This is a genomic window from Candidatus Finniella inopinata, assembly GCF_004210305.1.
GTDB classification, from domain to species: Bacteria; Pseudomonadota; Alphaproteobacteria; order Paracaedibacterales; family CAIULA01; genus Finniella; species Finniella inopinata_A.
This window is the reverse complement of the sequence record NZ_SCFB01000004.1, coordinates 63,583-84,235: the sequence shown is the minus strand read 5'-3', so window position 1 is coordinate 84,235 and position 20,653 is coordinate 63,583. Positions and strand designations below refer to the sequence as shown.

At 43.6% G+C, this 20,653-nt stretch carries 20 protein-coding genes; 13 read left to right on the top strand and 7 right to left on the bottom strand.

Features of this window, described 5'->3' with window-relative positions; translation table 11 throughout:
* Window positions 1–307 precede the first annotated feature (307 nt).
* The 5 genes from EQU50_RS02275 (at window position 308) to EQU50_RS02255 (ending at window position 5,963) form a co-directional block, all read left to right on the top strand.
* Window positions 308–1,417 (top strand): glycosyltransferase family 4 protein, encoded by a 1,110-nt coding sequence (locus tag EQU50_RS02275; RefSeq protein ID WP_130153542.1) that lies wholly within the window; start codon window positions 308–310, stop codon window positions 1,415–1,417.
* A 104-nt stretch (window positions 1,418–1,521) separates the two neighbouring features.
* Window positions 1,522–2,118, top strand: coding sequence for a hypothetical protein (locus tag EQU50_RS02270; protein WP_130153541.1), 597 nt, complete (start codon window positions 1,522–1,524; stop codon window positions 2,116–2,118).
* A 196-nt stretch (window positions 2,119–2,314) separates the two neighbouring features.
* Window positions 2,315–3,844 carry an IS21 family transposase gene (gene istA, locus EQU50_RS02265; protein WP_420886594.1) on the top strand — a complete coding sequence of 510 codons (1,530 nt, stop codon included), beginning with the start codon at window positions 2,315–2,317 and terminating at the stop codon, window positions 3,842–3,844.
* 21 nt (window positions 3,845–3,865) lie between these two features.
* Window positions 3,866–4,687, top strand: a complete 822-nt coding sequence (gene istB / locus EQU50_RS02260) for an IS21-like element helper ATPase IstB (protein WP_130153461.1) — start codon at window positions 3,866–3,868, stop codon at window positions 4,685–4,687.
* Between the two features lie 151 nt (window positions 4,688–4,838).
* A complete protein-coding gene (locus tag EQU50_RS02255; RefSeq protein ID WP_130153540.1) occupies window positions 4,839–5,963 on the top strand; it encodes an alkaline phosphatase D family protein in 1,125 nt (374 codons plus the stop codon).
* 52 nt (window positions 5,964–6,015) lie between these two features.
* Here the strand turns inward: EQU50_RS02255 and EQU50_RS02250 are convergent, their stop codons facing one another.
* From EQU50_RS02250 to EQU50_RS02235, 4 genes are all read right to left on the bottom strand, one after another.
* Entirely contained in the window at window positions 6,016–6,825 is an 810-nt protein-coding gene (locus tag EQU50_RS02250) for a hypothetical protein (protein WP_130153539.1), read from the bottom strand.
* Window positions 6,826–6,951: 126 nt separating this feature from the next.
* Window positions 6,952–7,770, bottom strand: a complete 819-nt coding sequence (locus EQU50_RS02245; RefSeq protein ID WP_130153538.1) for a succinate dehydrogenase iron-sulfur subunit — start codon at window positions 7,768–7,770, stop codon at window positions 6,952–6,954.
* Between the two features lie 18 nt (window positions 7,771–7,788).
* Window positions 7,789–7,995, bottom strand: a complete 207-nt coding sequence (locus tag EQU50_RS02240) for a hypothetical protein (RefSeq protein WP_130153537.1) — start codon at window positions 7,993–7,995, stop codon at window positions 7,789–7,791.
* 234 nt (window positions 7,996–8,229) lie between these two features.
* A complete protein-coding gene (locus EQU50_RS02235; protein ID WP_130153536.1) occupies window positions 8,230–9,567 on the bottom strand; it encodes a YifB family Mg chelatase-like AAA ATPase in 1,338 nt (445 codons plus the stop codon).
* Window positions 9,568–9,695: 128 nt separating this feature from the next.
* On the opposite strand from EQU50_RS02235, the gene EQU50_RS02230 reads away from it, so the two are divergent.
* Window positions 9,696–10,844: an ISAs1 family transposase gene (locus EQU50_RS02230; protein ID WP_130153184.1), complete on the top strand. Its 1,149-nt coding sequence runs from the start codon at window positions 9,696–9,698 to the stop codon at window positions 10,842–10,844.
* Window positions 10,845–10,984: 140 nt separating this feature from the next.
* On the opposite strand, the gene EQU50_RS02225 is transcribed toward EQU50_RS02230, so the two are convergent.
* Window positions 10,985–12,091: an ABC transporter transmembrane domain-containing protein gene (locus EQU50_RS02225; protein ID WP_130153535.1), complete on the bottom strand. Its 1,107-nt coding sequence runs from the start codon at window positions 12,089–12,091 to the stop codon at window positions 10,985–10,987.
* Between the two features lie 273 nt (window positions 12,092–12,364).
* On the opposite strand from EQU50_RS02225, the gene EQU50_RS02220 reads away from it, so the two are divergent.
* The 4 genes from EQU50_RS02220 to prmC are packed head-to-tail and all read left to right on the top strand — an operon-like array spanning window position 12,365 to window position 14,611.
* Window positions 12,365–13,180, top strand: coding sequence for a phosphoribosylaminoimidazolesuccinocarboxamide synthase (locus EQU50_RS02220; protein WP_130153534.1), 816 nt, complete (start codon window positions 12,365–12,367; stop codon window positions 13,178–13,180).
* On the top strand, window positions 13,180–13,440 hold the full coding sequence (locus EQU50_RS02215; RefSeq protein ID WP_130153533.1) for a BolA/IbaG family iron-sulfur metabolism protein: 261 nt from the start codon (window positions 13,180–13,182) through the stop codon (window positions 13,438–13,440). Before EQU50_RS02220 ends, EQU50_RS02215 begins: the two co-directional genes overlap by 1 nt.
* Entirely contained in the window at window positions 13,437–13,766 is a 330-nt protein-coding gene (grxD, locus tag EQU50_RS02210; RefSeq protein ID WP_130153532.1) for a Grx4 family monothiol glutaredoxin, read from the top strand. The genes EQU50_RS02215 and grxD overlap by 4 nt, the downstream gene beginning before the upstream one ends.
* Window positions 13,763–14,611, top strand: a complete 849-nt coding sequence (gene prmC / locus EQU50_RS02205; RefSeq protein WP_165380303.1) for a peptide chain release factor N(5)-glutamine methyltransferase — start codon at window positions 13,763–13,765, stop codon at window positions 14,609–14,611. Before grxD ends, prmC begins: the two co-directional genes overlap by 4 nt.
* A gap of 64 nt (window positions 14,612–14,675) precedes the next feature.
* Here the strand turns inward: prmC and EQU50_RS02200 are convergent, their stop codons facing one another.
* Window positions 14,676–16,595 (bottom strand): carbohydrate-binding module family 20 domain-containing protein, encoded by a 1,920-nt coding sequence (locus EQU50_RS02200; protein ID WP_130153530.1) that lies wholly within the window; start codon window positions 16,593–16,595, stop codon window positions 14,676–14,678.
* 522 nt (window positions 16,596–17,117) lie between these two features.
* On the opposite strand from EQU50_RS02200, the gene EQU50_RS02195 reads away from it, so the two are divergent.
* Both EQU50_RS02195 and EQU50_RS08565 read left to right on the top strand, forming a co-directional pair.
* Window positions 17,118–17,345, top strand: coding sequence for an aquaporin (locus tag EQU50_RS02195; RefSeq protein ID WP_130153529.1), 228 nt, complete (start codon window positions 17,118–17,120; stop codon window positions 17,343–17,345).
* Between the two features lie 9 nt (window positions 17,346–17,354).
* Entirely contained in the window at window positions 17,355–17,477 is a 123-nt protein-coding gene (locus EQU50_RS08565) for a hypothetical protein (RefSeq protein WP_277986308.1), read from the top strand.
* 1 nt (window position 17,478) lies between these two features.
* Here the strand turns inward: EQU50_RS08565 and EQU50_RS02190 are convergent, their stop codons facing one another.
* Window positions 17,479–19,740, bottom strand: a complete 2,262-nt coding sequence (locus EQU50_RS02190) for a carbohydrate-binding module family 20 domain-containing protein (RefSeq protein WP_130153528.1) — start codon at window positions 19,738–19,740, stop codon at window positions 17,479–17,481.
* A 206-nt stretch (window positions 19,741–19,946) separates the two neighbouring features.
* Here EQU50_RS02190 and EQU50_RS02185 point away from each other — a divergent pair, with 206 nt between their 5' ends.
* A complete protein-coding gene (locus EQU50_RS02185; RefSeq protein ID WP_130153782.1) occupies window positions 19,947–20,621 on the top strand; it encodes an aquaporin in 675 nt (224 codons plus the stop codon).
* Window positions 20,622–20,653 lie beyond the last annotated feature (32 nt).

Genomic DNA, 20,653 nt, shown 5'->3' with positions numbered 1-20,653 from the left:
CCTGAGATTGGTCGGGTGCGCGAGGGGATATATAAAATCCTTTTCTTGTTATTAAAAGCAAGGGAATTGCCTGGGATAAAGTCTTGGAACCGGTTTCGAGACTTTAGCCGAATTCTCACAGGTTTGGAAGCCTGTGGGAAGATATGCCCAAAGGTCGACAGATTTTGGGGCACAGGGAGAGTCGTGTCGTGGTTGAGTGGCGGGGCGGGCGCTGCGGAATTTTGGGGCGGGCCCCTTCTTGGGCGCAGTACGTTCGCGGTTTGGTTAAACGCTTTACCAGCAATTTTCATTGTCGGGTCTTCTGAAAATGTCGAATAAGAAAATCCTTTACCTTGTCGCGGACGATCGCTATTTCTGCAGCCATCGTCTGCCCTTGGCATTAAAGGCTCAGCAACAAGGTTATCAAATTAGTGTTGCAACCCCCGCAAAAGGTGATCACCTGGAAATTCAAAAGGCTGGGTTAGATTTTTACCCGATTCCTTTTGATCGAGGGGGGCTGAACCCCTTGCGTGAACTGAAAACTTTGGGACAGATTTTTAAACTGTACCGTCAGCTTCGCCCCGATATTGTCCACCTGGTGGCTTTAAAGCCGGTTCTTTATGGCACGCTGGTTGCTTTATTTGCGGGCGTTCCCAGAATCATTGCCGCGGTGGCTGGATTGGGTGCAATTTTTAGTCAAAAACACTGGCTACAAAAACCGGTTAAGCTGACTCTGCGTTGGTTATTGCGCTGGTCGCGTGTGCGCGTGATTGTTCAAAACCCAGAGGATGCAGAGGTGATTCAAAGTCTTGATCCACGCGTCCAAGTTCACCTTATTTTGGGGGCCGGCGTTGATACGTCGGTTTTTTTTCCCGTAAGTGAACCAGCTGAACCCGTTACGGTCGTTCATGTATCGCGGTTGCTTTGGACAAAAGGTGTGGGGGAGTTTGTAGCAGCGGCCCGGTTATTAAAAGAACAGGGGCATCATCTACATTTTCGATTGGTGGGTGAACCTGATCTTGAAAATCCTGATGCCATTCCGCTTTCTGTTTTGCAAGGATGGAACAGGGAAGGCATCGTTGAATGGTTGGGGTATCAAAAGGATGTTCCCAAACTATACCAGCAAAGTCACATCGCCGTCATGGCCAGCTATTATCGTGAGGGCATCCCAAAATCGCTGATAGAGGCGGCGGCGTGCGGCAAACCCATTATTACGTGCGATATGCCTGGTTGCCGTATCATCGTGAAAGATGGTGTGAATGGATACCTAGTCCCTCCAAAAGATTCCGAAGCATTAGCCGCGAAGATTTTAGATTTGGCCTTAAACTCTGATCGTCGGTTGGCGTTTGGAAAGGCAAGCCGCGATTTTGTCATGCAACACTTTAACCAAGACCTTGTTTGCCAGCAGACGCTGGAATTATACCCTGCTAATTCTTGAATATGTCCTTATTTTATATAATAAGCGGCATCAATATTAACTAAATATTAATACAGTATACTTCATAATACTCCTCATAATAATACATATTAATGGGTGTAAAAATGAAAAAAATATTGTGTTTTTTTTGTGTGTTTCTTTTATCGGTTGATCTTCATGCTTCTTCAAGTTCTTCGTCTTCAGGTTACGTTGGACCGTTTTTAAATTTCATTGATGCAGGTGCTGGTAACGACCAATGGAACGTTAGTGCTTTGGTTGTTGCTCCCACATCTATTCCTAACAGCGATCTTTCTTTGAATATTGGGGGTAGTAAGAATCCTATTTCACCCCAGCTAATTGATACCATAAATGGACAACAATTTTGGCGGTATCGATTGTCTTTTCCAAGGGATAATATTTCTGCAAAGGTAACTTACCAGATAGGCAGTGGTACAGCCTTTACTGTTGATATCCCTGCAAGAAAGACGGATCCCCATGTGTTTTTTGGGACGTGTAATGAATATTCAAAGCCGACTTCAATATGGCAAAAAATTAACAAAACTCATGATGAAAAGCCTTTTCATCTGGGCATTTTAGACGGTGATCAAGTCTATCTTGATATGGGGTGGGGTAATCATAACGCCGGTGTTTTTGGTTTGGAGAGTGTAAAACAGGTGATGATTGCGTATTCCGGTCTAAACCGAACAGTGATTCCGGTCTAAACCGAACAGTGATTCCGGCTCAAATCGAACAGTGATTCTGGTTTAAATCGAATAACGATTCCAAGACGAAGCGATGGCCTTTGACCTCCTGTATCAAGGAGACCTTTGGTTATAAAACGCGTTTTATGAACGCTGTATCCTTTTTTTGTTCAACAAAACATGAAAGGAACAGCCCATGTCACGGAGTCACATATCAATGAGAAAGATCAGAGAAATCTTACGTTTACGGTACAGCTGTGGATGTAGTTACCAGGAGATAGCCAAGAGCATTGGCATTAGCGCGAGTACGGCGGTTGAAGGCGTCAAGAGGGCAAAAGCAGTTAACTTAAGCTGGCCTGTGCCCGACAATCTAGGCGACGAAGAGTTGGAGATCAAGCTGTATCCGCCTGCTCAAAAAATCAATAAAGAACAACGGGGAGAGATTGATTGCATTTATATTCATAAAGAACTCAAGTGCAAGCATGTTACGTTACAATTATTATGGAGTGAGTATAAAGAAAAGTACCCCCAAGGGATTAGCTACAGCCAGTTCTGCGACGTTTACCGAGGATGGCGTAATTCAACACTTGATGTCTGGATGCACCAGACCCACAAAGCAGGAGAGAGACTTTTTGTGGATTATGCCGGTCAAACGATGTCCGTTGTAACGGATACGTCGACAGGGGAAGTCGGTGAAGCACAGATTTTTGTAGCTGCGCTTGGTGCGTCCAGTTTTACCTACGTGGAGGCCACATGGACCCAAACGCTTGCAGACTGGATCAAGTCTCACGTGAATGCGTTTGAATATTATGGTGGCTGTCCAGAGATTGTTGTGCCAGACAATTTAAAGAGTGGGGTCCATAAGGCGCATCTTTACGAACCTGATATCAACCCAACCTATCAAGATATGGCCTCTTATTACGGCGTCGCAATTATTCCAACAAGGTCAAGAAGTCCGAAGGATAAAGCTAAAGTTGAGAATGCAGTCCAACAAGTCGAGAGACAAATTCTGGCCAAGCTTCGTAACCGTACCTTTTTTAGCTTGAGCGAGTTAAACCAAGCTATTCAGCCACTTTTGGATGTCTTAAACCGACGTCCTTTCCAAAAACTGCCAGGATCCCGTTTAAGCCACTTTCAAGACCTTGAGAAACAGGCATTAAAATCCCTTCCAACAACTCGGTATGAGTACGCCGAGTGGAAAAAAGTTAAAGCCGGCTTCAACTACCATATTGAGTTAGACAAGCATTTTTACAGTGTTCCCTATGCCTTGGCAAAGGAATCTCTCTATGTTCGCTATGGACCGACGATTGTTGAAATTTTTTGTCAGAATAAATGTGTCGCGACCCATGTCAGAAGTTATGGTGCCAACGGATATACGACAAATACTCTGCACATGCCAAAAGCTCATCAAGCACAGGTGGAATGGACACCCGAACGAATTGTTTCTTGGGCCAAGAAAACGGGGGAAGCAACGGCAAAATTGATAGAAGTCATCATGGCTTCACGCGCCCATCCTCAACAGGGGTTTCGCACGTGTCTTGGGATTTTAAGGCTCGGCAAGAGTTACGGTGAAGACCGTTTAGAGCTGGCTTGTAAAAGGGCTTTAGAGATAGGAGGCCACAGTTACAAAAATGTTGAATCTATTTTGAAGAACAAGATGGATCAACAGTCTTTATCCTCGTCCTCAGAAGTCAATAGCCTCTCTGATTCTCACGAATATATTCGTGGCCAAAAATACTTTAAATAATCTAAAAAAGGAGACCCTTTCATGTTACTGAATCCAATTGTTTACAACCTTCAAAAACTTCGTCTTCATTCTATGGCAAAAGCCTTTAAAGAACAGCTGGAGCAACCAACCATAACGCAGCTGAGCTTTGAAGAACGTCTTGGCTTGTTGGTTGATACAGAAGTCATCGCCCGGGAAAACAGGCAATTACAGGCACGCTTGCGCAGTGCCAAACTACAGCAGACGGCCTGCCTTGAAGATATTGACCATTCATGTCAGCGTAACCTAGACAAATCTTTGTTGGCCACACTTTCTCAATGCCAATGGGTTGCTTCTCATCATAATATTTTGATTGTTGGGCCGTGTGGCACGGGGAAAACATTCTTGGCTTGTGCTCTGGCCCACAAGGCTTGCCTTCAAGGTTATAAAGTTCATTACTGCCGCCTCAGTCGCTTGCTTAGCGAATTGCAGCTTGGAAAGGGGGATGGGAGTTATGGAAAAAGAATGAGTGAACTTGCTAAAACGGAGGTTTTAATTTTAGATGATTTTGGATTGTCTATTCTGACAGATGAGCAACGCCGTGACTTATTGGAGGTTTTGGATGACCGACATGATAAACGCTCTACGATTGTCACCAGTCAGATTCCTGTCAAACTCTGGCACGAAACCATAGGAAATGAGACGTTAGCGGATGCTATCCTCGATAGGTTGGTTCATAATTCTTATAGGCTTGAAATTAAAGGGGAATCTATGAGAAAAGTGAGGAGTAAAGAAAAGGATCAGGAAAACACCAAACAAAAAAACATCGAGGGTCCTTTGCATGACACAACGGAAATCACAAACAATGAAGGGGTGAAAAAATGAGATAAAATCGGAGAGTTCGCTTCTCTTTGATTCGTATTCGAATTAAACCAGAATCCGCGTTCGGATAAAACCGGATTCACCGTTCGAATTAAACCGGAACGGCCATTCGGATAAAACCAGAATTGCCGTTCGAATTCGCCGGAATACGCAGATGATGGCAGATACGCAAACCAGAATGGCACCTTTATCTGATGACAAAGCACAGCAGGTAGAAAATGACCTGACTACCGCTCTTCTTCAGTACTATAGTGCACATTATTGCAAACCAGGGTTTAAGGAATTTTTAGCAACAGTTCCCAGTAAATCACTTTCCAGTGACCACGAGTATTTTAATGGTAAAGGGTCTTACGTTGACCTTCCGCCGGTTATGGCAAAAATAGAGCAAGTTGCAGAACGTTTTTACATGCTTTTCCAGCATCACACAACAAAGACAAGGCCCAGCGATACGGGGTTAATAGGGGTCATTAAGGGCGCTTCTTTGTTATCATACAATTACCTTTTGCAATTTGAAACTATGGCTTTCTATGGTCTTGATACACGAACAGAAAGAACGGTGAATCAAATCAGTTCACCTGAATCGCTGAACTTTATGTTTAATAAACTAAATGCCGTCAATCAAACAAATCTTTTCTTTGTGACTGAGATACCAGTGGTTTATCAAAATCTTAATCCGTTTACTAAAATGTTACAGTTTTTTAATAAACATACATGTTTGAAATCTTTGTATCAAAAGATTGAGAAAGACCCTATTGAACAAAGTAACACAGATTTAAGTACGGATGGCGTTGATGAATGGTCATACACAACGCATGTCGCTGAGCGGAATCACATTATACAAAAGTTTGTGGCAAATTTTGTAAAATCCAAGGGGAAAAAGGTTATTTTCTTGGGTGGCGATGTGCACAGTGCCGGTGCAGGAGAGGTGATTGATAGCTCAACCGGAGAAACGCAAATTTTCCAACTGACGTCTTCCGCGCTTACAAGTTCCCCTGTTCCTGGTTTTATTGTGGGATTAAAAAGGGTAATTTCTTGGTTTCAGAAGCAAGAACAGTTTGGGGCAGGTTTGGTTGATAAGATAACTGGTTATAAAAAGGTTTCTGATGGAAAGGAAAGTCGTGAAATTGCCCTTAATAATTGGCTGGAGCTTGAATCGGTTGCAGGGCAAATTTATCCAAGCTTGTGGTGTCTTCCTTCAGAAAACGCGAGCCTAGAAAGGTGGCTTCCAAAGGGCTGGGTCAGCCTTTTGGATGATATGCCGTTAGTGGTTAGAAGTTAAAATTGGCTTTTTAAAAGTTTTTGGCTAAGGCAAATAATTATTAGGAGGCGAATTATTCTTCGCCTCCTTCGCTATTATCATCTTCGGCAGAATCCTCGTCTTCAGCTGGTGCTTCTTCTGCGTCATCAGAAGAGTTACCGTTATCTGCTATCCCCAAAGCCCCATCCGCTTGCTCTTTTAAATGATCAGCCTTTTCTTTCAGATTCAAAGCCTTTTGGCCGAGTGAGGAATTAGAAACCTTTTCAAGGGCTTTTGCTTTAGCAGCTTCCTCATATTCAGCGGCTTTCTCAGCGGCTTTTTCCTTGAGAGCTTGCCCTATTTCAGAATCTGCAGCTTGCTGAGCGGCTTCTTTTGCTTTTTCCTTTGCACTATCCAGGAATCCGCTAAACCTAGAAGCTTTTGATTTAGAGCTCCCACTTTTATTTTTCGTTTTCTTATCATTATCAGCTTTCTTCTTGGTATCAGCTTTCTTTTTGGCATCAGCTTCTGCTTTTTGGGCTTTCTTTTCATCATTTAATGCATCTTTTTCTGCCTTTTCCGCGTTCTTCTCTTCTTTTTGAGCATCCTTTTCTTCTTTTTGATCGGCTTTTTCTTCTTTCTGCGCATCTTTTAAGGCTTTTTGAGCATCCTTTATTGCCTTTTGAGCTGCCTTTTCTTTATCTTTAGCTTTTTTCTCTTTAGCTTTTGCGGCTTTCTCTTTATTTTTAGCTTTCTTTTCCTTATCTTTGGCAGATTTTTCCTTGTTTTTAGCTGCCGTTTCTTTCTTCTTAGCCGAAGCTTCATCACTGGCATGGGCATAATCGGTCGAAACAGATGAAAGAATAAATAAGCTGAACGTAACGGTTAAAAATTTTTTTAGCATGTTATTCTGCGCAGTTTTTAATCTCATATTTCTAATGTGGCATGAAAGCATTAAATTAAGCTTAATAATATATAAAATTTAAACTAATTATTTTTAACCTCACCATGCTTATCAAGTAAAAACTCTCTAATCAATCTCGTGGCTGATTTTCTGTTTAATCTGGCTAATCGCTTTGGCTGGGTTTAAGCCTTTAGGACAGGTTTTCGCACAATTCATGATGGTGTGGCACCGGTACAATTTCATCTCGTCGTTTAGTTGTTCAAGGCGTTCTTGGCGGCCTTCGTCCCGACTGTCTTCTATCCATCGAAAGCTTTGTAAAAGAACGGCCGGGCCCAAAAACTGATCACCATTCCACCAGTAACTGGGGCAGGCAGTCGAACAACAAAAACAGAGGACACAATCCCATAGGCCGTCTAGTTTGGCTCGATCCGTTGGACTTTGTTTATGTTCTTGGTTTATGGGGGCGGGTGACGATATTTTTAACCAGGGCTCAATGGATGCATACTGAGCATAGGCGTGTTTTAAATCGGGGACCAAGTCTTTGATCACCGGCATGTGAGGCAGTGGAGTAATTTTAATTGTTCCCTCTACCTCGGAAATTGGCTTGATGCAGGCCAACGTATTTGTCCCGTCAATGTTCATGGCACAACTTCCGCAAACGCCCTCTCGGCATGATCGGCGAAAGGTTAGACTTGGGTCTAGATTGTTTTTGATGGAAATCAACGCGTCCAGAACCATCGGTCCGCATTGATTAATATTCAGGGTGAATTGATCGTATCTTGGAAGGTTAGGTGCTTCAGATTGAAAAAGGTCAGAAGTGGGCGTCCAACGGTAAATTTGAAACGTACGGTTGGATACTTCTTTTTCGGTAATCACGTCACCAGGGCTTTTGATAGCGCGCCCTGGTTTAATGCGTGAGTTCTTCGGAAGTCTTAATCTTACCACATTATTTTGCCACGTTAATTAGGCGGCTGAGGCAGCAGCATTGGCGGCAGCGCGAGCATTTGCCTGTGCTTGTTGTGCCTGCTGCATAGCAATCGCAGCATTTATGTTAGACTCTGGATTGTGCAGTTCTCCTGCTTGACCGCTTGCAATTGCAAGTTCTAAGCCCAATGCAGCTTGGCTTTTAGAAATTTGGCTTGTGCAACCGTCTTCATAAGGTTTCATCATGCATCTTACGCTAATTTCGGATGCGTTTTGCTCCGAAGAGACGTTTTGTACAGAAGATGCGGTCGCAGCCTGAAAGAAAATCAAGGTTGATACGGCGATGTATACAGGAATAAAAGGAATGAAAGGTATGCGCATGCTGGCTCCAGAAAAAATGTTTCTTAACATCCTTCATAGTAGTGCATAAACGTTAATTTTTGGTTAACTTTTTAAAAATTTAGTATGTTTTAGTTAAAATTAAGTCTTTTGACGATACCCCAACGTTTCAGCAATATGATGCTTCCGAATGGATTGGCTCTCTTCCAGGTCGGCGATGGTTCGGCTTACCCGCAAAATACGATGATAGCTCCGAGCTGATAATCTCAATTTTTCAACGGCTTTTCCTAACAGCGCTTTACCTTCCTCGTCCAATTCAGCAATCTGCTTTAGGTGATCACCATCAATGGTTGCATTTAACCAGCTGTAAAGATTTTGATGACGGTGTTGTTGACGTTTTCTGGCCTTTCTTACCCGGTTTGCCACAACGTGGCTGGGTTCGGATTCATGCTGACTTAATAATTCATCAGCATTCAAGGCCTGCACATGAAACAATAAATCGAATCGATCCAATAAAGGGCCCGAGATTTTATTTTGATAGTCATTGGCGCAAACGGGGGCGCGATGACATTGACGTTCTAAATCGCCAAAATACCCACACCGACAGGGGTTCATGGCAGCAACCAGTTGGATTCGGGCAGGATAGGTCGCATGGTTGTTGGCTCTTGCGACAACAATTTTCCCCGTTTCTAAAGGTTGACGCAAAGATTCCAGAGTTGGGCGCGAAAATTCGGGCAATTCGTCTAAAAACAACACCCCTTGGTGGGCCAGGGATATTTCCCCCGGCTTGACACGATTCCCACCCCCGACCAGCGAGACCAAAGATGCCGAATGATGTGGGTCGCGAAAGGGGCGTTGATGAATCAAGCCGCTTTCGGGCAACAAACCAGCCAGACTATGAATCATGGTGACTTCCAAAGCTTCGGCTGGTTCCAGCGGAGGAAGCAGACTTGGCAAACAACGTGCCAACATGGATTTTCCAGCACCAGGGGGCCCCATCATCAAGATATTGTGACCACCAGCGGCTGCAATTTCCAAGGCTCGTTTCGCCAAGGATTGCCCCTTAATATCTTTTAAATCAACGGTTTGACCATTAGACAACGATGCTGGGGCTAGTTCAGCAACGGGGGGGCGAAGCACTTGTGTGCCCTTGAAATGATTCATAAGGGCTAATAAATTAGGGGCGGCTAAGATTTTTAAATCACCAGCCCAGGCGGCTTCGCGACTGCTGACCTCTGGGCAGATTAACCCCCGATGATGCATCAAAGCGTTCATGGCAGCTGGCAAAACACCCACCACGGCTGCCAATCGACCATCCAATCCCAGTTCGCCAAGGGCCGTGTACTGGCTCAGTTCAACACCATCCATGGCGGCCATCAAGCCCAAGGCGATGGGTAGATCGTAATGGGACCCTTCTTTTTGGATATCTGCAGGGGCTAAATTGACGGTAATTCTTTTTGGGGGAAGGCTTAGGCCCAAATCATGGCGATTGCACTGAAAATTAGTTTAGTATTCTAAAAATTATTTCCTAATTTTTTATTCGGCTTTTCTGCTGTTCTATCCGTTGTTATTATTCTTTTTTCTCAATAAAGAAAAAGGAAACAGGGATGCAGTTATCAGATACTTTCCTCAAACATTTTGAACCTCTTGCCGATCCTCGTATTGATAACCACAACAAGCTTCACAAATTGCACGATATCTTGGTAATAACAATATTGGCCACAATTTGTGGCGCTGATAACTGGGTTGATATTAGTGAATTTGGCAAAGCCAAATACGATTGGTTATCAACATTTCTCGAGCTGCCTAATGGTGTGCCATCTCATGATACTTTTGGCCGTGTGTTTTCCATACTTGACCCAGAGCAATTTGAATCCTGCTTTTATGCATGGATCAAGTCACTCTCTATCGATGTTAATTCTGAGATTATTGCTATTGATGGAAAAACGCTACGGGGTTCTGGCAACAGAAGAAAAGAGAAAAAAGCCCTACACATTGTAAGTGCCTGGGCAAGCAATCAAAGTCTTCTTTTAGGGCAAGTTAAAACGGATGAAAAATCCAATGAAATTACAGCCATTCCAAAATTACTCAAGATGATTGATGTTACTGGTAGTACAGTCACCATTGACGCCATGGGTTGTCAGCAGTCAATTGCTGAAGAGATCTTAATTCAAGGTGCAGACTACGTATTAGCTCTAAAAGATAATCAACCGAAGCTTCATGAAATGGTCAAGGCAATTTTCCATATAGGAGAATCACGTCAGTACAAGAAGATGCTTAATCGACGGAAAGTAGAGAAGATCCATGATCATGGTCGCATAGAAACACGTCGCTATACATTAGTATCAGCACGCGATCCGGCAGTATTTCAACTTCGTTGGCCTGGGTTAAAGGGTGTTGGCATGCTTGAAACAACACGCACAACTAATAATCAGGTTGAGCGTAGTACCCGCTACTTTCTAACAAGTTTAGCCTATGAAAATATTGATCAGTTTATGGTTGCTGTCAGAAAACACTGGAACATAGAAATTAACCTGCACTGGTCTTTGGATGTAGGTTTTAGGGAAGACCATAACCAGGTGCATGTTGGCCACGCGGCCAAGAATTTGGCTGTCATGAGACGTATTGCTTTGAATCTACTCAAGCAAGAAAAAACGAATAAACGAGGGGTGAGCTGTCGACGGAAGGTAGCAGGCTGGGACAACAAATACTTATTGAAAATTCTAACCGCTGACCACAATTTAAAGCGCGTTTGAGCGGATTGACTGATATAAACGGTAAGTCTTTTAAAGGGGAGGATAGTGTCTAAAAATAAAAAAAACAGGAAGTAGATCTCTCAAAACCTACAAAATCAAATCAATCTACAAAAGTTTGGGAAATAGCAGAAACCGTAATTTTAAAAACTAGGCTGAGGAGATGTCAGTGCAATCGCCATGGGTTGATAGGCAAAGCTAACCTTGTCAAAAATAACTTTACCTCCCTTAAAGGCAAGTGGCCGAGCATTGGGTATATCCTTAATGTCCTGCGGTTCATCCAACAAATGGAACATTTCTTCTAAGTTGACCAGGGCCAGCTTAATTTCACGGTAGGCAAAACCTAAGTTAAACAAAGGAATGGCCAACTGAATCAGGAAAAGGTTGACGGCAATTAAATCACCTGTGGTCATTGTGTTTTGAGTAATGCCCAGGCTCGCCAATACCATCACAGCAATCAGCCCTAAAGACATAATCACAGCTTGCCCAATGTTTAGGTACGATAAACTGATTTTGCCTTGCAAAGCAGCGATTTCATACTGCCGCAAAGCCGCATCAAATCGATTTTTCTCGTGCACCTCATTGGAAAAGTATTTTACTGTTTCGTAATTTAACAAACTATCTATGGCCTTGGTCTGGGCCAAATTATCACTGGCGTTCATGGAACGCACATAATGAATGCGCCACTCGGTCAGCTTTAGGGTGTAAAATATGTAGGCAGCCATGGTGACCAAAATTACCATCGAAAAGCTGATACCATAAAACCACCACAAAGCCCCACAGACCAAAATGATTTCAACGATAGTGGGTAAAATGCTAAATGTCAGAAATGTCAATAAAGTTTCAATCGACTTGGTTCCTCGTTCAATAATGCGGGTGATTCCCCCTGTTTGGCGGTCAAGGTGGAACCGTAAACTTAAATGGTGCAAATGTTCAAAGACCTTAACCCCGATTTGGCGTAAAGCACGCTGGGCAACTTGCGCAAAGACGGCGTCTCGAACCTCTGAAAATAAGGACGACGCCAGACGAGCCGCCCCATAAAAGATAATTAAGGAATAGGGTATAATCTTAGGGTTATGCATCAGGTGATCTACAGCATATTTCCAAGTTAAGGGCGTGGCCAACAAAGCGATTTTTGATAAAATTAATGCGGCCGAGGCAATAACAACACGCACCCTAACGCCCGGCATGCATTGCGGCCATAAAGATGGCCATAATTTTCGAAAGGTGCTTAATTTTGGTGTTGACATAGTAACCCGTGATTCCCACTTAATGTTCAGTAGTAATAAGATTGCTGATTTAAGCAAAATTTGCTATACCTCTTTCAAATGATTTGCAAGTTTTTTCTCGTCCCTTTAACGTTCCAGATGTCATTCCCGCGCAAGCGGGAATCTAGATAATAATACAACTGGACCCCCGCCTTCGCGGGGGTGACAAATGGGATGCAAGGGAGACGGAAGCTTCTGAAAAATTGTTTAAGAGAGGTATCTAGACAAATTGGGCATTTTATAAAGGTTATGCGCATGTCAATTGGTTCTAAACCAGCTTTGTTGGGCGATAGAAAGCCGCCTCGCCGTCGTCATCTTTATGAAGGCCGCACCAAGACTTTGTTTGACGGGCCTGATCCGGGTACCTTCGTTTTGTATTTTAAAGATAACTGCAAAAAACAAGACGGCGTTTCCGTGATTGGGAAGGGTGTTATTAACAATCGTCTATCGGAAATGTTTATGGTGCGTCTGAATGAGATTGGTGTGCAGACGCATTTAATACGTCGCCTTAACATGCGCGAGCAATTGGTGCGGGCTACACAGAATTTGCCCTGTCATGTGATTGTCCATAACTTAGCCATTGATAATTTTGCGAAACGTCTGGGTCTTGAAGAGGGGATGCTGCTGCCTGAAGCTATTCCAGAGTTTCACGTTAAAAGTAAGGATTATGCGGAATCTGTTATTTCAGAACGTCATATCACGGCATTGGGCTGGGCGGATGAAGATGAATTGGACTGCATCAAAGAAATGACGCAGAGGATTAATGACTTTTTGTGTGGTCAGTTTATTGCTCTTGGCTTACGCCTTATACGGTATCAGTTGGAGTTTGGTAGGGTTTATCTTTCTGATTACATGGGCGACACGCAAATTGTTCTGATTGACGAGATTAGTGCCGACAGTTGTTGCGTTTTGGACATTGAATCGGGGGAGCGCCTTGACATTGATTCCTTAAGCGGTGAAGATCTTGGTCATTGTGATCAGCGGTCACGGTACCAAAAATTGGCAGAGAAATTTGGGCTTTTAAAGGCGGGTGGGCCGGCTGATTTGTTGATTCGAGAGGAAATTCTTTAATGCCTCTGCCAAGTAATGTTTTGGAAAAGTTGCTTCGCGACTGTTTCCAAGATGGTGTCATTGAAATACAAGATTTAGCTGGTGATAATGACCATTACCAAGTAACAGTTTTAAGCGATGATTTTATTGGAAAAACAAGGGTGCAGCAGCACCAAATGGTCTATCAGGCGCTAAACGGTAAAATGGGCGGGGACCTACACGCCATGGCACTTAAAACGGGCGTTTTGCCCCCAGAAACTTCAAAAGGAAATACGTTATGACAATCACTGTGCAAGAACGAATTCAAGATGACCTTACTCAAAATGCCGTTGTTTTGTACGTGAAGGGAACAGCAGAGACTCCCCAGTGCGGTTTTTCCGCCATTGTTATCCAAATTTTAAAGTCGATGGGCATTCCATTCAAGGCGGTTAACGTTTTGGCTGATCCTGAGATTCGCCAGGGGATTAAGGATTATAGCAATTGGCCAACGATTCCGCAGTTGTATCTTCAGGGCGAATTCATTGGTGGGTGTGACATTGTTCGCGAAATGCACCAGGCAGGTGAATTACAAGATTTGTTAAAAGAAAAAGGCATTGTTGCGGCTTGAGGGCGTTTTCAAAGGATTTGCAGACCCTTATCAGCCAACTCCAGGCGGCCGGGATAGACAACCCAAGGCGTGAACTGACGCTTTTAATCGCCTTCCTTCAAAATCGATCTTATACAGATGTTTTTTTTGAGCCTGCCATCAGCGGCGAAGATTTTGACCGGTTGGTCCCTTTAGTCCAGCGCCGTTGCAATAACGAACCCTTGTCAAAAATTATAGGGCAGCGGGAATTTTGGAGTCTACCGTTTAAGGTGACGGCCGATACCCTGGATCCCAGGCCCGACAGCGAGACTTTGATTCAGGCTGTCTTGGAACATTTTCCTGATCACGATATACCATTAACCATAATTGATTTTGGCACAGGGACGGGGTGTCTGTTTCTAAGCTTATTATCGGAATATCCCAACAGTTTAGGGGTGGGGGTCGATATCAGCGATGCTGCCCTGGCCGTGGCCCAACAGAATGCTGGGCGGCTGGGTTTGGATCAACGGGCCTCTTTTATCAAGGGCAACTGGGCAGAGGGGATGCAGGGGACATTCGACGTATTGATCAGCAACCCCCCCTATATTGGGTTGAACGATCTGCTGGAGGATTCGGTGAAACAGTATGATCCCCATCAGGCTTTATATGCCGGGGAGGATGGTCTGGCAGCTTATCGGGCCCTGTTGCCTCAGCTTCCTGCTTTAATGCACCCCTATAGTCTAGCCTTTTTGGAGATTGGCCTGGGGCAGGGGGATACGGTTCGGTGGGTGGCAAAACAGGCAGGGTTGGTTTTTCTGGCCACCTACCCTGACCTGTCAGGCATTGAAAGGGTGGTGGTGTTTGGGAAAAGCGGCCCCGGGCATTAACCACCTCTGTATTTCTAGCTTCCACCGTGATCGTGCCGCTCGTTCTGTATCCATGACCTTACCATTACCAGGTATCGTTTGTCGTTGCGGCGCCGGTTGGAATAGTTAAATCATTTCCTGGGTACCAAGTTATTGCGGCGCCATTTTTTTGGATATACTTATAAGGCACCGAAGCATATGGTGTGTTGAATTTCACAGACATACTTAATGCAGAAGAACCAGACATGGGGATAGCATTCGCCGTATTCCAATTGCCCAACTCCGTAGCACCTCCAACCAAATAGACATTTGACTTTGTGGTACGTAACGAAAAGACAGTTGTGAAGCTATCATAAGTAAAGTATTTGACATTTCTAGAATAAGCTGTGGCGCTGAAGCTACTTGAACTCTTTGTGTAAGAAGCCCCAGCTTCATCCTTATATACTCCGTTGGGGATGTTAACATTGGAGTCCTTTTTGAGGTCGTTCGAAGTAATGGAGCGATTATTTGGCCCTACATTAATCACGGCAAACCCAAACTGACGAGCAATTAACAATGTGTTGTCATCAAGTTTCACCATGTATTCGTATTGGGCATTTTTGTCATCCATTGCTTTTCTGAAGGCAAGAGCATTTTTTATGATATCAGCAAAGTCACCGGTGGCGACTTGTATCTTTTGTTTGGTGTAAGGCGACACAGCGGATACAGGTTGGGAGCCAACCTCATCTTCAAAGCGCATAATAAGGGGTGATCCATCGCGTTTAGCCAACAGGTAGGCGTTAGCTAGTTGTGAATTGATAATAAATGCGGGGTTTGTTCGTTCCTCTGCGCAAATTATACAGATACTAGGATTCCCTGGCAGTGTTTGTTTAGGATCGGTGCCACCATTAGCGTTATGTACCATACCCAGAGAGTCATAAGTGTGCATTCCACTGTTGTAAAACCCATTCCTGCTACCTCCTATGTTGGGAAACATGTCGTGGTTAACGGAAAATGTTGCTCCCGATTGAGCATTGCCAAGGGCTGCTGGCATGATAAGTTTCCCAATGCTGCCATTGTTTGAATTGGCAATACATGATTTTGCCAGACTGTTTTGTAAGATGAAATCCTCCATTGGTGTCACTTGAGCATAGGGGGTGACTGTAGAAAGACTATAATCATAAGCTTCTCCATATCCACGATCAAAGGTGATGCCTTTATTCTTTGCTTTTTGAAAAATAGACTGCCAATTACTTGGGCTGGTTGCCTTTGAATTATCTATACGGATTCCGGCAACCCCAATGTCACGAAGAATTCTTAAGTAGCCAACAATCATGTCTTGTACATACGAATTGCCTAAATTCAACTGGGGACCGAATCCCTCCCAACTGGACTGTGACTTGAAAAAGCCATCAGGAAAGGTCTTGAAGTCTTGTGCAACATTCAAACCAGCAATTTTCATGGGGTGCAAAACAGCCTTATTAGTTGCATCCTGCATATCAAAAGTAACGTGGGCGAAGACCACGTCAACAATAACACCAACTGATGGGGTTACGTTTTTTGCTGCTTGAATAAAGGTCGTCAAGTCCGTAATGCCGCCATATAACCTGCTTTGTGGCATGTACCCGACAGTAATATTTTTCTTTGAGTTTTGAGCCGTTGAAGTGCTGTCCGGAATAGAAACTCCATAACTGGTAAGATCGGACAAGGTATTTGCTATTGAGGTGCTTGCTGGTCCTGAAGCTTTTAAGGCAGGTACTACCCCATTGACGAGGATGCAATTGGCAGAATCAAACACAGCAGGACTTTCCCAGGGAGCATTGTACTTCCAAAAGCCGCATTGGTACCCCCCGTAAGATGGTTCGTTGAATGGTCGTGGGTAGTAAGGTGCATATGGCGCCACTGGGAGCGCTGTAGGTTTTGATTGAGTTGTGGGTTGTTGAGTAAGATTCTGATCGTTCAGAATCATGATATAAGGCTGATAAGCCGAATTCCATGTGTTCAAAAGAGCTGGTGCATATTGCATAGGGGAAATTTGGATATGTGAATACCCCCTTTGGCTGGCACGTATCAATATACGATTGATTGAGAGGGCTCATGTTAGCAGTTTTATAAATTGGAAAGTAACTAAAATCAAACGTTGGATATCTTTCAATGGGAACTAACGACAGATCGAACGCATGCAAAATGGCCCGAGGCCGGGGGGGATTCGCTGCTCCACCGCTGCCATCAAGAGGGCCATTTCCTTTAAACAAGAACATCGGTCCGCTGACTGATTGTGCCCCTGTTGCATACGCAGAGGTACCAAGAGCCGATACTAAAAGTAAGCCCTGTATAATTTTATTAATACGCATGTTTTTCTACCAATATTAATTTAATAAATATCAATATATTATGAATGTAAGTTGTTAACATGTGGTTAATAATGTTTAAAAATGGATCTTGTTACAAAATATAAATTTAATCTGAAACAAAAAAATTCTATTAAATTAATCTAAAAACAATGATATCATGCTAAAAGTTGTAGTAATTTTTTTGGAAATTGTATATGTGCTCGAACCTGTCTAAATATTTTGCAGAATTTATAGGAACATTGCTTTTGATCGTTATGGGGGTGGGGGCGGCTGTGTTGGCTGGTTCGTCCATCGGTTTTTTGGGTGTCTCTCTGGCGTTGGGGCTTACGTTGATGCTGTTGGCGTATACCCTTGGGCCTGTCTCAGGCTGTCACATTAATCCGGCGGTAACACTGGGGCTTTGTTTTTCGGGGAAATTTTAGGCGCGTCAGGTGGTGCCGTACATTGTGATGCAAGTGGCAGGCGCCCTTGTGGGGGCGTCTATCCGTTTATATGATCGCCTCTGGCAAGGCTGGCGGGGACAACGGCTGCCCCTACCCAGCCTGTTTTGCTAACTTAGCTTCCGTAGTTGCGCCACTCATACTGAAGATCTGATCCTGCATTAACATTTAAGGTCCGATTATTACCTGGTTCCCATTCATTTATTGTACGTTGTTGATTATCATCCACAGTTCCCTTCGCAAATTTATAGGAAACAGAATATTCTGATGGAAAGCTGATGGGGATGGTTTGCCATTTTGGATACATATTGCCTGTGGAGCTTAAATTCATCATGATATTCAAAAAGTCAGGACGGGCTGACCAATTGCCCAACAATGGATGATTACCCAAAACAAATAATTGTTGCCCAAAACTAGATGTATTAGCGTTCTTTGCCTCGAACACCACTGACCTTGAACTCATAGATGTTGGCGGGTTTTGCAAGACGAAGTATTTAACATTTCTTGAAGAGGCTGTTGCGTTGGTTGCGCCAGTTTTAAATCCGGATGAAGTTTTTGTATACTTTGCAGGCGGCGTGTTTGTGTCTGCTAGGTCTATGTAATAGGAACCTGTGGTATTAGCGGATGTGTAGCTAGTGTCGGGTATATACGCTGAGGGGACCTTTTGAAGGTCACTCAAAGCGATGGTGCGGTTATTTAAACCCACATTAATGACCGCAAAACCAAACTGCCGGGCAATTAGTAATGTTTTTCTATCAAGAGCTACCATGTACTCGTGTGGAGCGTTTTTGGCATCCATGGCTGTTCTGAAGGCAAGAGCGTTTTTTATGATATCAGCAAAGTCACCAGTTGCTGTTGCTGAAGTGCCAGACAAATTACCTGCTTCATCTTCAAACCGTATGATGAGGGGCGATCCATCACGTTTTGCTAGCAGGTAAGCGTTACCTAACTGTGAATTGATAATCAATGCGGGATTGGTTCTCTGGGCGGCACAAATTGTGCAGCTGCTAACATTGGTTGGGTTCGGTACGTGTATCATATTTTTATCGGAAGTGTAAGAATGATTGCTATCTTGTCCCTGCTGGTTAAATCCCCCGTAAAACCAAAACCTGCTTCCCCCTATGTTTGGGAACATGTCATGTATTACGGTAAAGTTAACGGCTGATTGAGTGTTGCCAAGAGCATTCGGCATGACAAGGCTACTGATACTACCATTATTCAAATTATTAATGCAGGATGTTCCTAGGCTGTTTTGTTGTAAGGTAAAGTCTTCCAATGGCATGATTTGAGCGTAGGGACTAATACTTGGAAGCCAAGAATCGAATTTTTCTCCGTATCCAAGATTAAAAGTGACTCCTTTGTTGTATGCTTTTTGCAAAATTATTTGCCAATTGCCTGGACTGGTTGCAGACAGATAATCTATACGAATTCCTGCAATACCAATGTCATAAAGGAACTGTAGGTAACCAACGATCATATCCTGCACATACGAATTGCTTAAGTTAAATTGGGGACCATAGTTCCAGGATGATGATGATGATGGAGTAAAAAAACCATTACCCTTTGCATCAGTTGGAAAGACCCTGGTCGTATCAAGTTGTGGCGTGTAACCATTTATATAAGCTGGCCTCAAAGTAAATAACGAAGTCGAAGGTTTGCTTTTATCTTTTAGTTCTTTCATAAAGTCATCAACTTGGTTAAACACAACGTCTGCGACAAAGCCAATATTCTTGGCTTTTGCGTAATTAATGAGAGGTAATAAGTCTGTGAGCCCACCATATAGTGCACTTTGCAGCATATACCCAACAGTAATATACTTGCCACTATTAGCCGTATCTGGAATAGTAGCCCCATATTTCTTTAGATCAATTAAGTTAGAGGTTGAACCACTCGCGCTCGTTAAAGCATCCTTAACGGTGTTTAAATAAGCTTGCCGAGAGTTATAGGAAGGGGATGTTGATGTTGCTTGTGGGTCATCAAGAATCATAACAAGAGGTCTATAGGCTTCGCTCCAGACGTTATAAACGGTGGGATTATACTGCGTAGCGGATATTTGGATGTGTGAATACCCTCTGTTTGAGGCACGGTCTATGAAACTATTGCTAATTGGGTCCATCTTAGAAGCCGTGAACGCTGAGGGGGTTGAATCGTCGGGTTTAAAGGTTTCAGGTCTTGTAATAGTCGTAAGCGACAAATCAAACGCATGCAAAATGGCGCGGGGTCGTGGCGGATTCGCTGCCCCTCCGCTGCCATCAAGGGGGCCGTTTCCTTTAAACAGGAAGGTAGGTCCACTCACCGATTGTGCCCCTGTTGCATACGCAGACGCACCAAGAGCCGATACTAAAAGTAAGTTCTGTATAATTTTATTAATAAACATCTTTTATTCCAAATATTAATTTTATGATTGTAAATTCATTGTATGTTTATATTGTTAATATATATTTAATGATATTTATAAATGGATCTTATTGCATAATATATGTTTAGCTTAAAAACAAAAAATCGTTTTAAATTAATCTAAAAACAATGATATCATGTTAAAAGTTGTAGTAATTTTTTTGGAAATTGTATATGTGCTCGAACCTGCCTAAATATTTTGCAGAATTTATAGGGACATTGCTCTTGGTTGTCATGGGGGTGGGGGCGGCTGTGCTGGCTGGTTCGTCCATCGGCTTTTTGGGCGTCTCACTGGCTTTTGGGCTAACGTTGATGCTGTTGGCGTACACCATTGGGCCCGTCTCGGGATGTCATATCAACCCGGCGGTAACTTTAGCACTTTGCTTTGCTGGGAAATTTCAGGCGCGTCACGTGATTCCGTATATTATCATGCAAGTAGCAGGGGCTCTTGTGGGAGCCGCCATCGTTTACGTGATCGCCTCTGGCAAGGCTGGCTTTGATGTTCATGCGGGGTTTGCCTCTAACGGATTTGGCGCTCATTCACCTATGGGATATACGTGTATGGCGGCAGCCATCATAGAAGTTGTTACGACAGCGGTCTTGGTGTTCGCGGTTTTATGTACAACCAGGAATAATTTTCCGGCGGGCTTCGGCGGACTTTTGGTTGGCATAACATTGGTTGCCATTCACCTGGTCAGCATTCCTGTCACAAACACGTCCGCGAACTTTGCAAGGTCTTTTGCGACGGCTGTTTTTGCAGGTCGAATCTTTTTAGATCAATTGTGGCTTTTTGGGGCGGCGCACATCATCGCATCTATCGCGGCCGTTACTGTTTTTCGGATTCTGTATTGCAAGGACTAAAGAAAATTATGGCGGCACTTAAAATAAAGTGC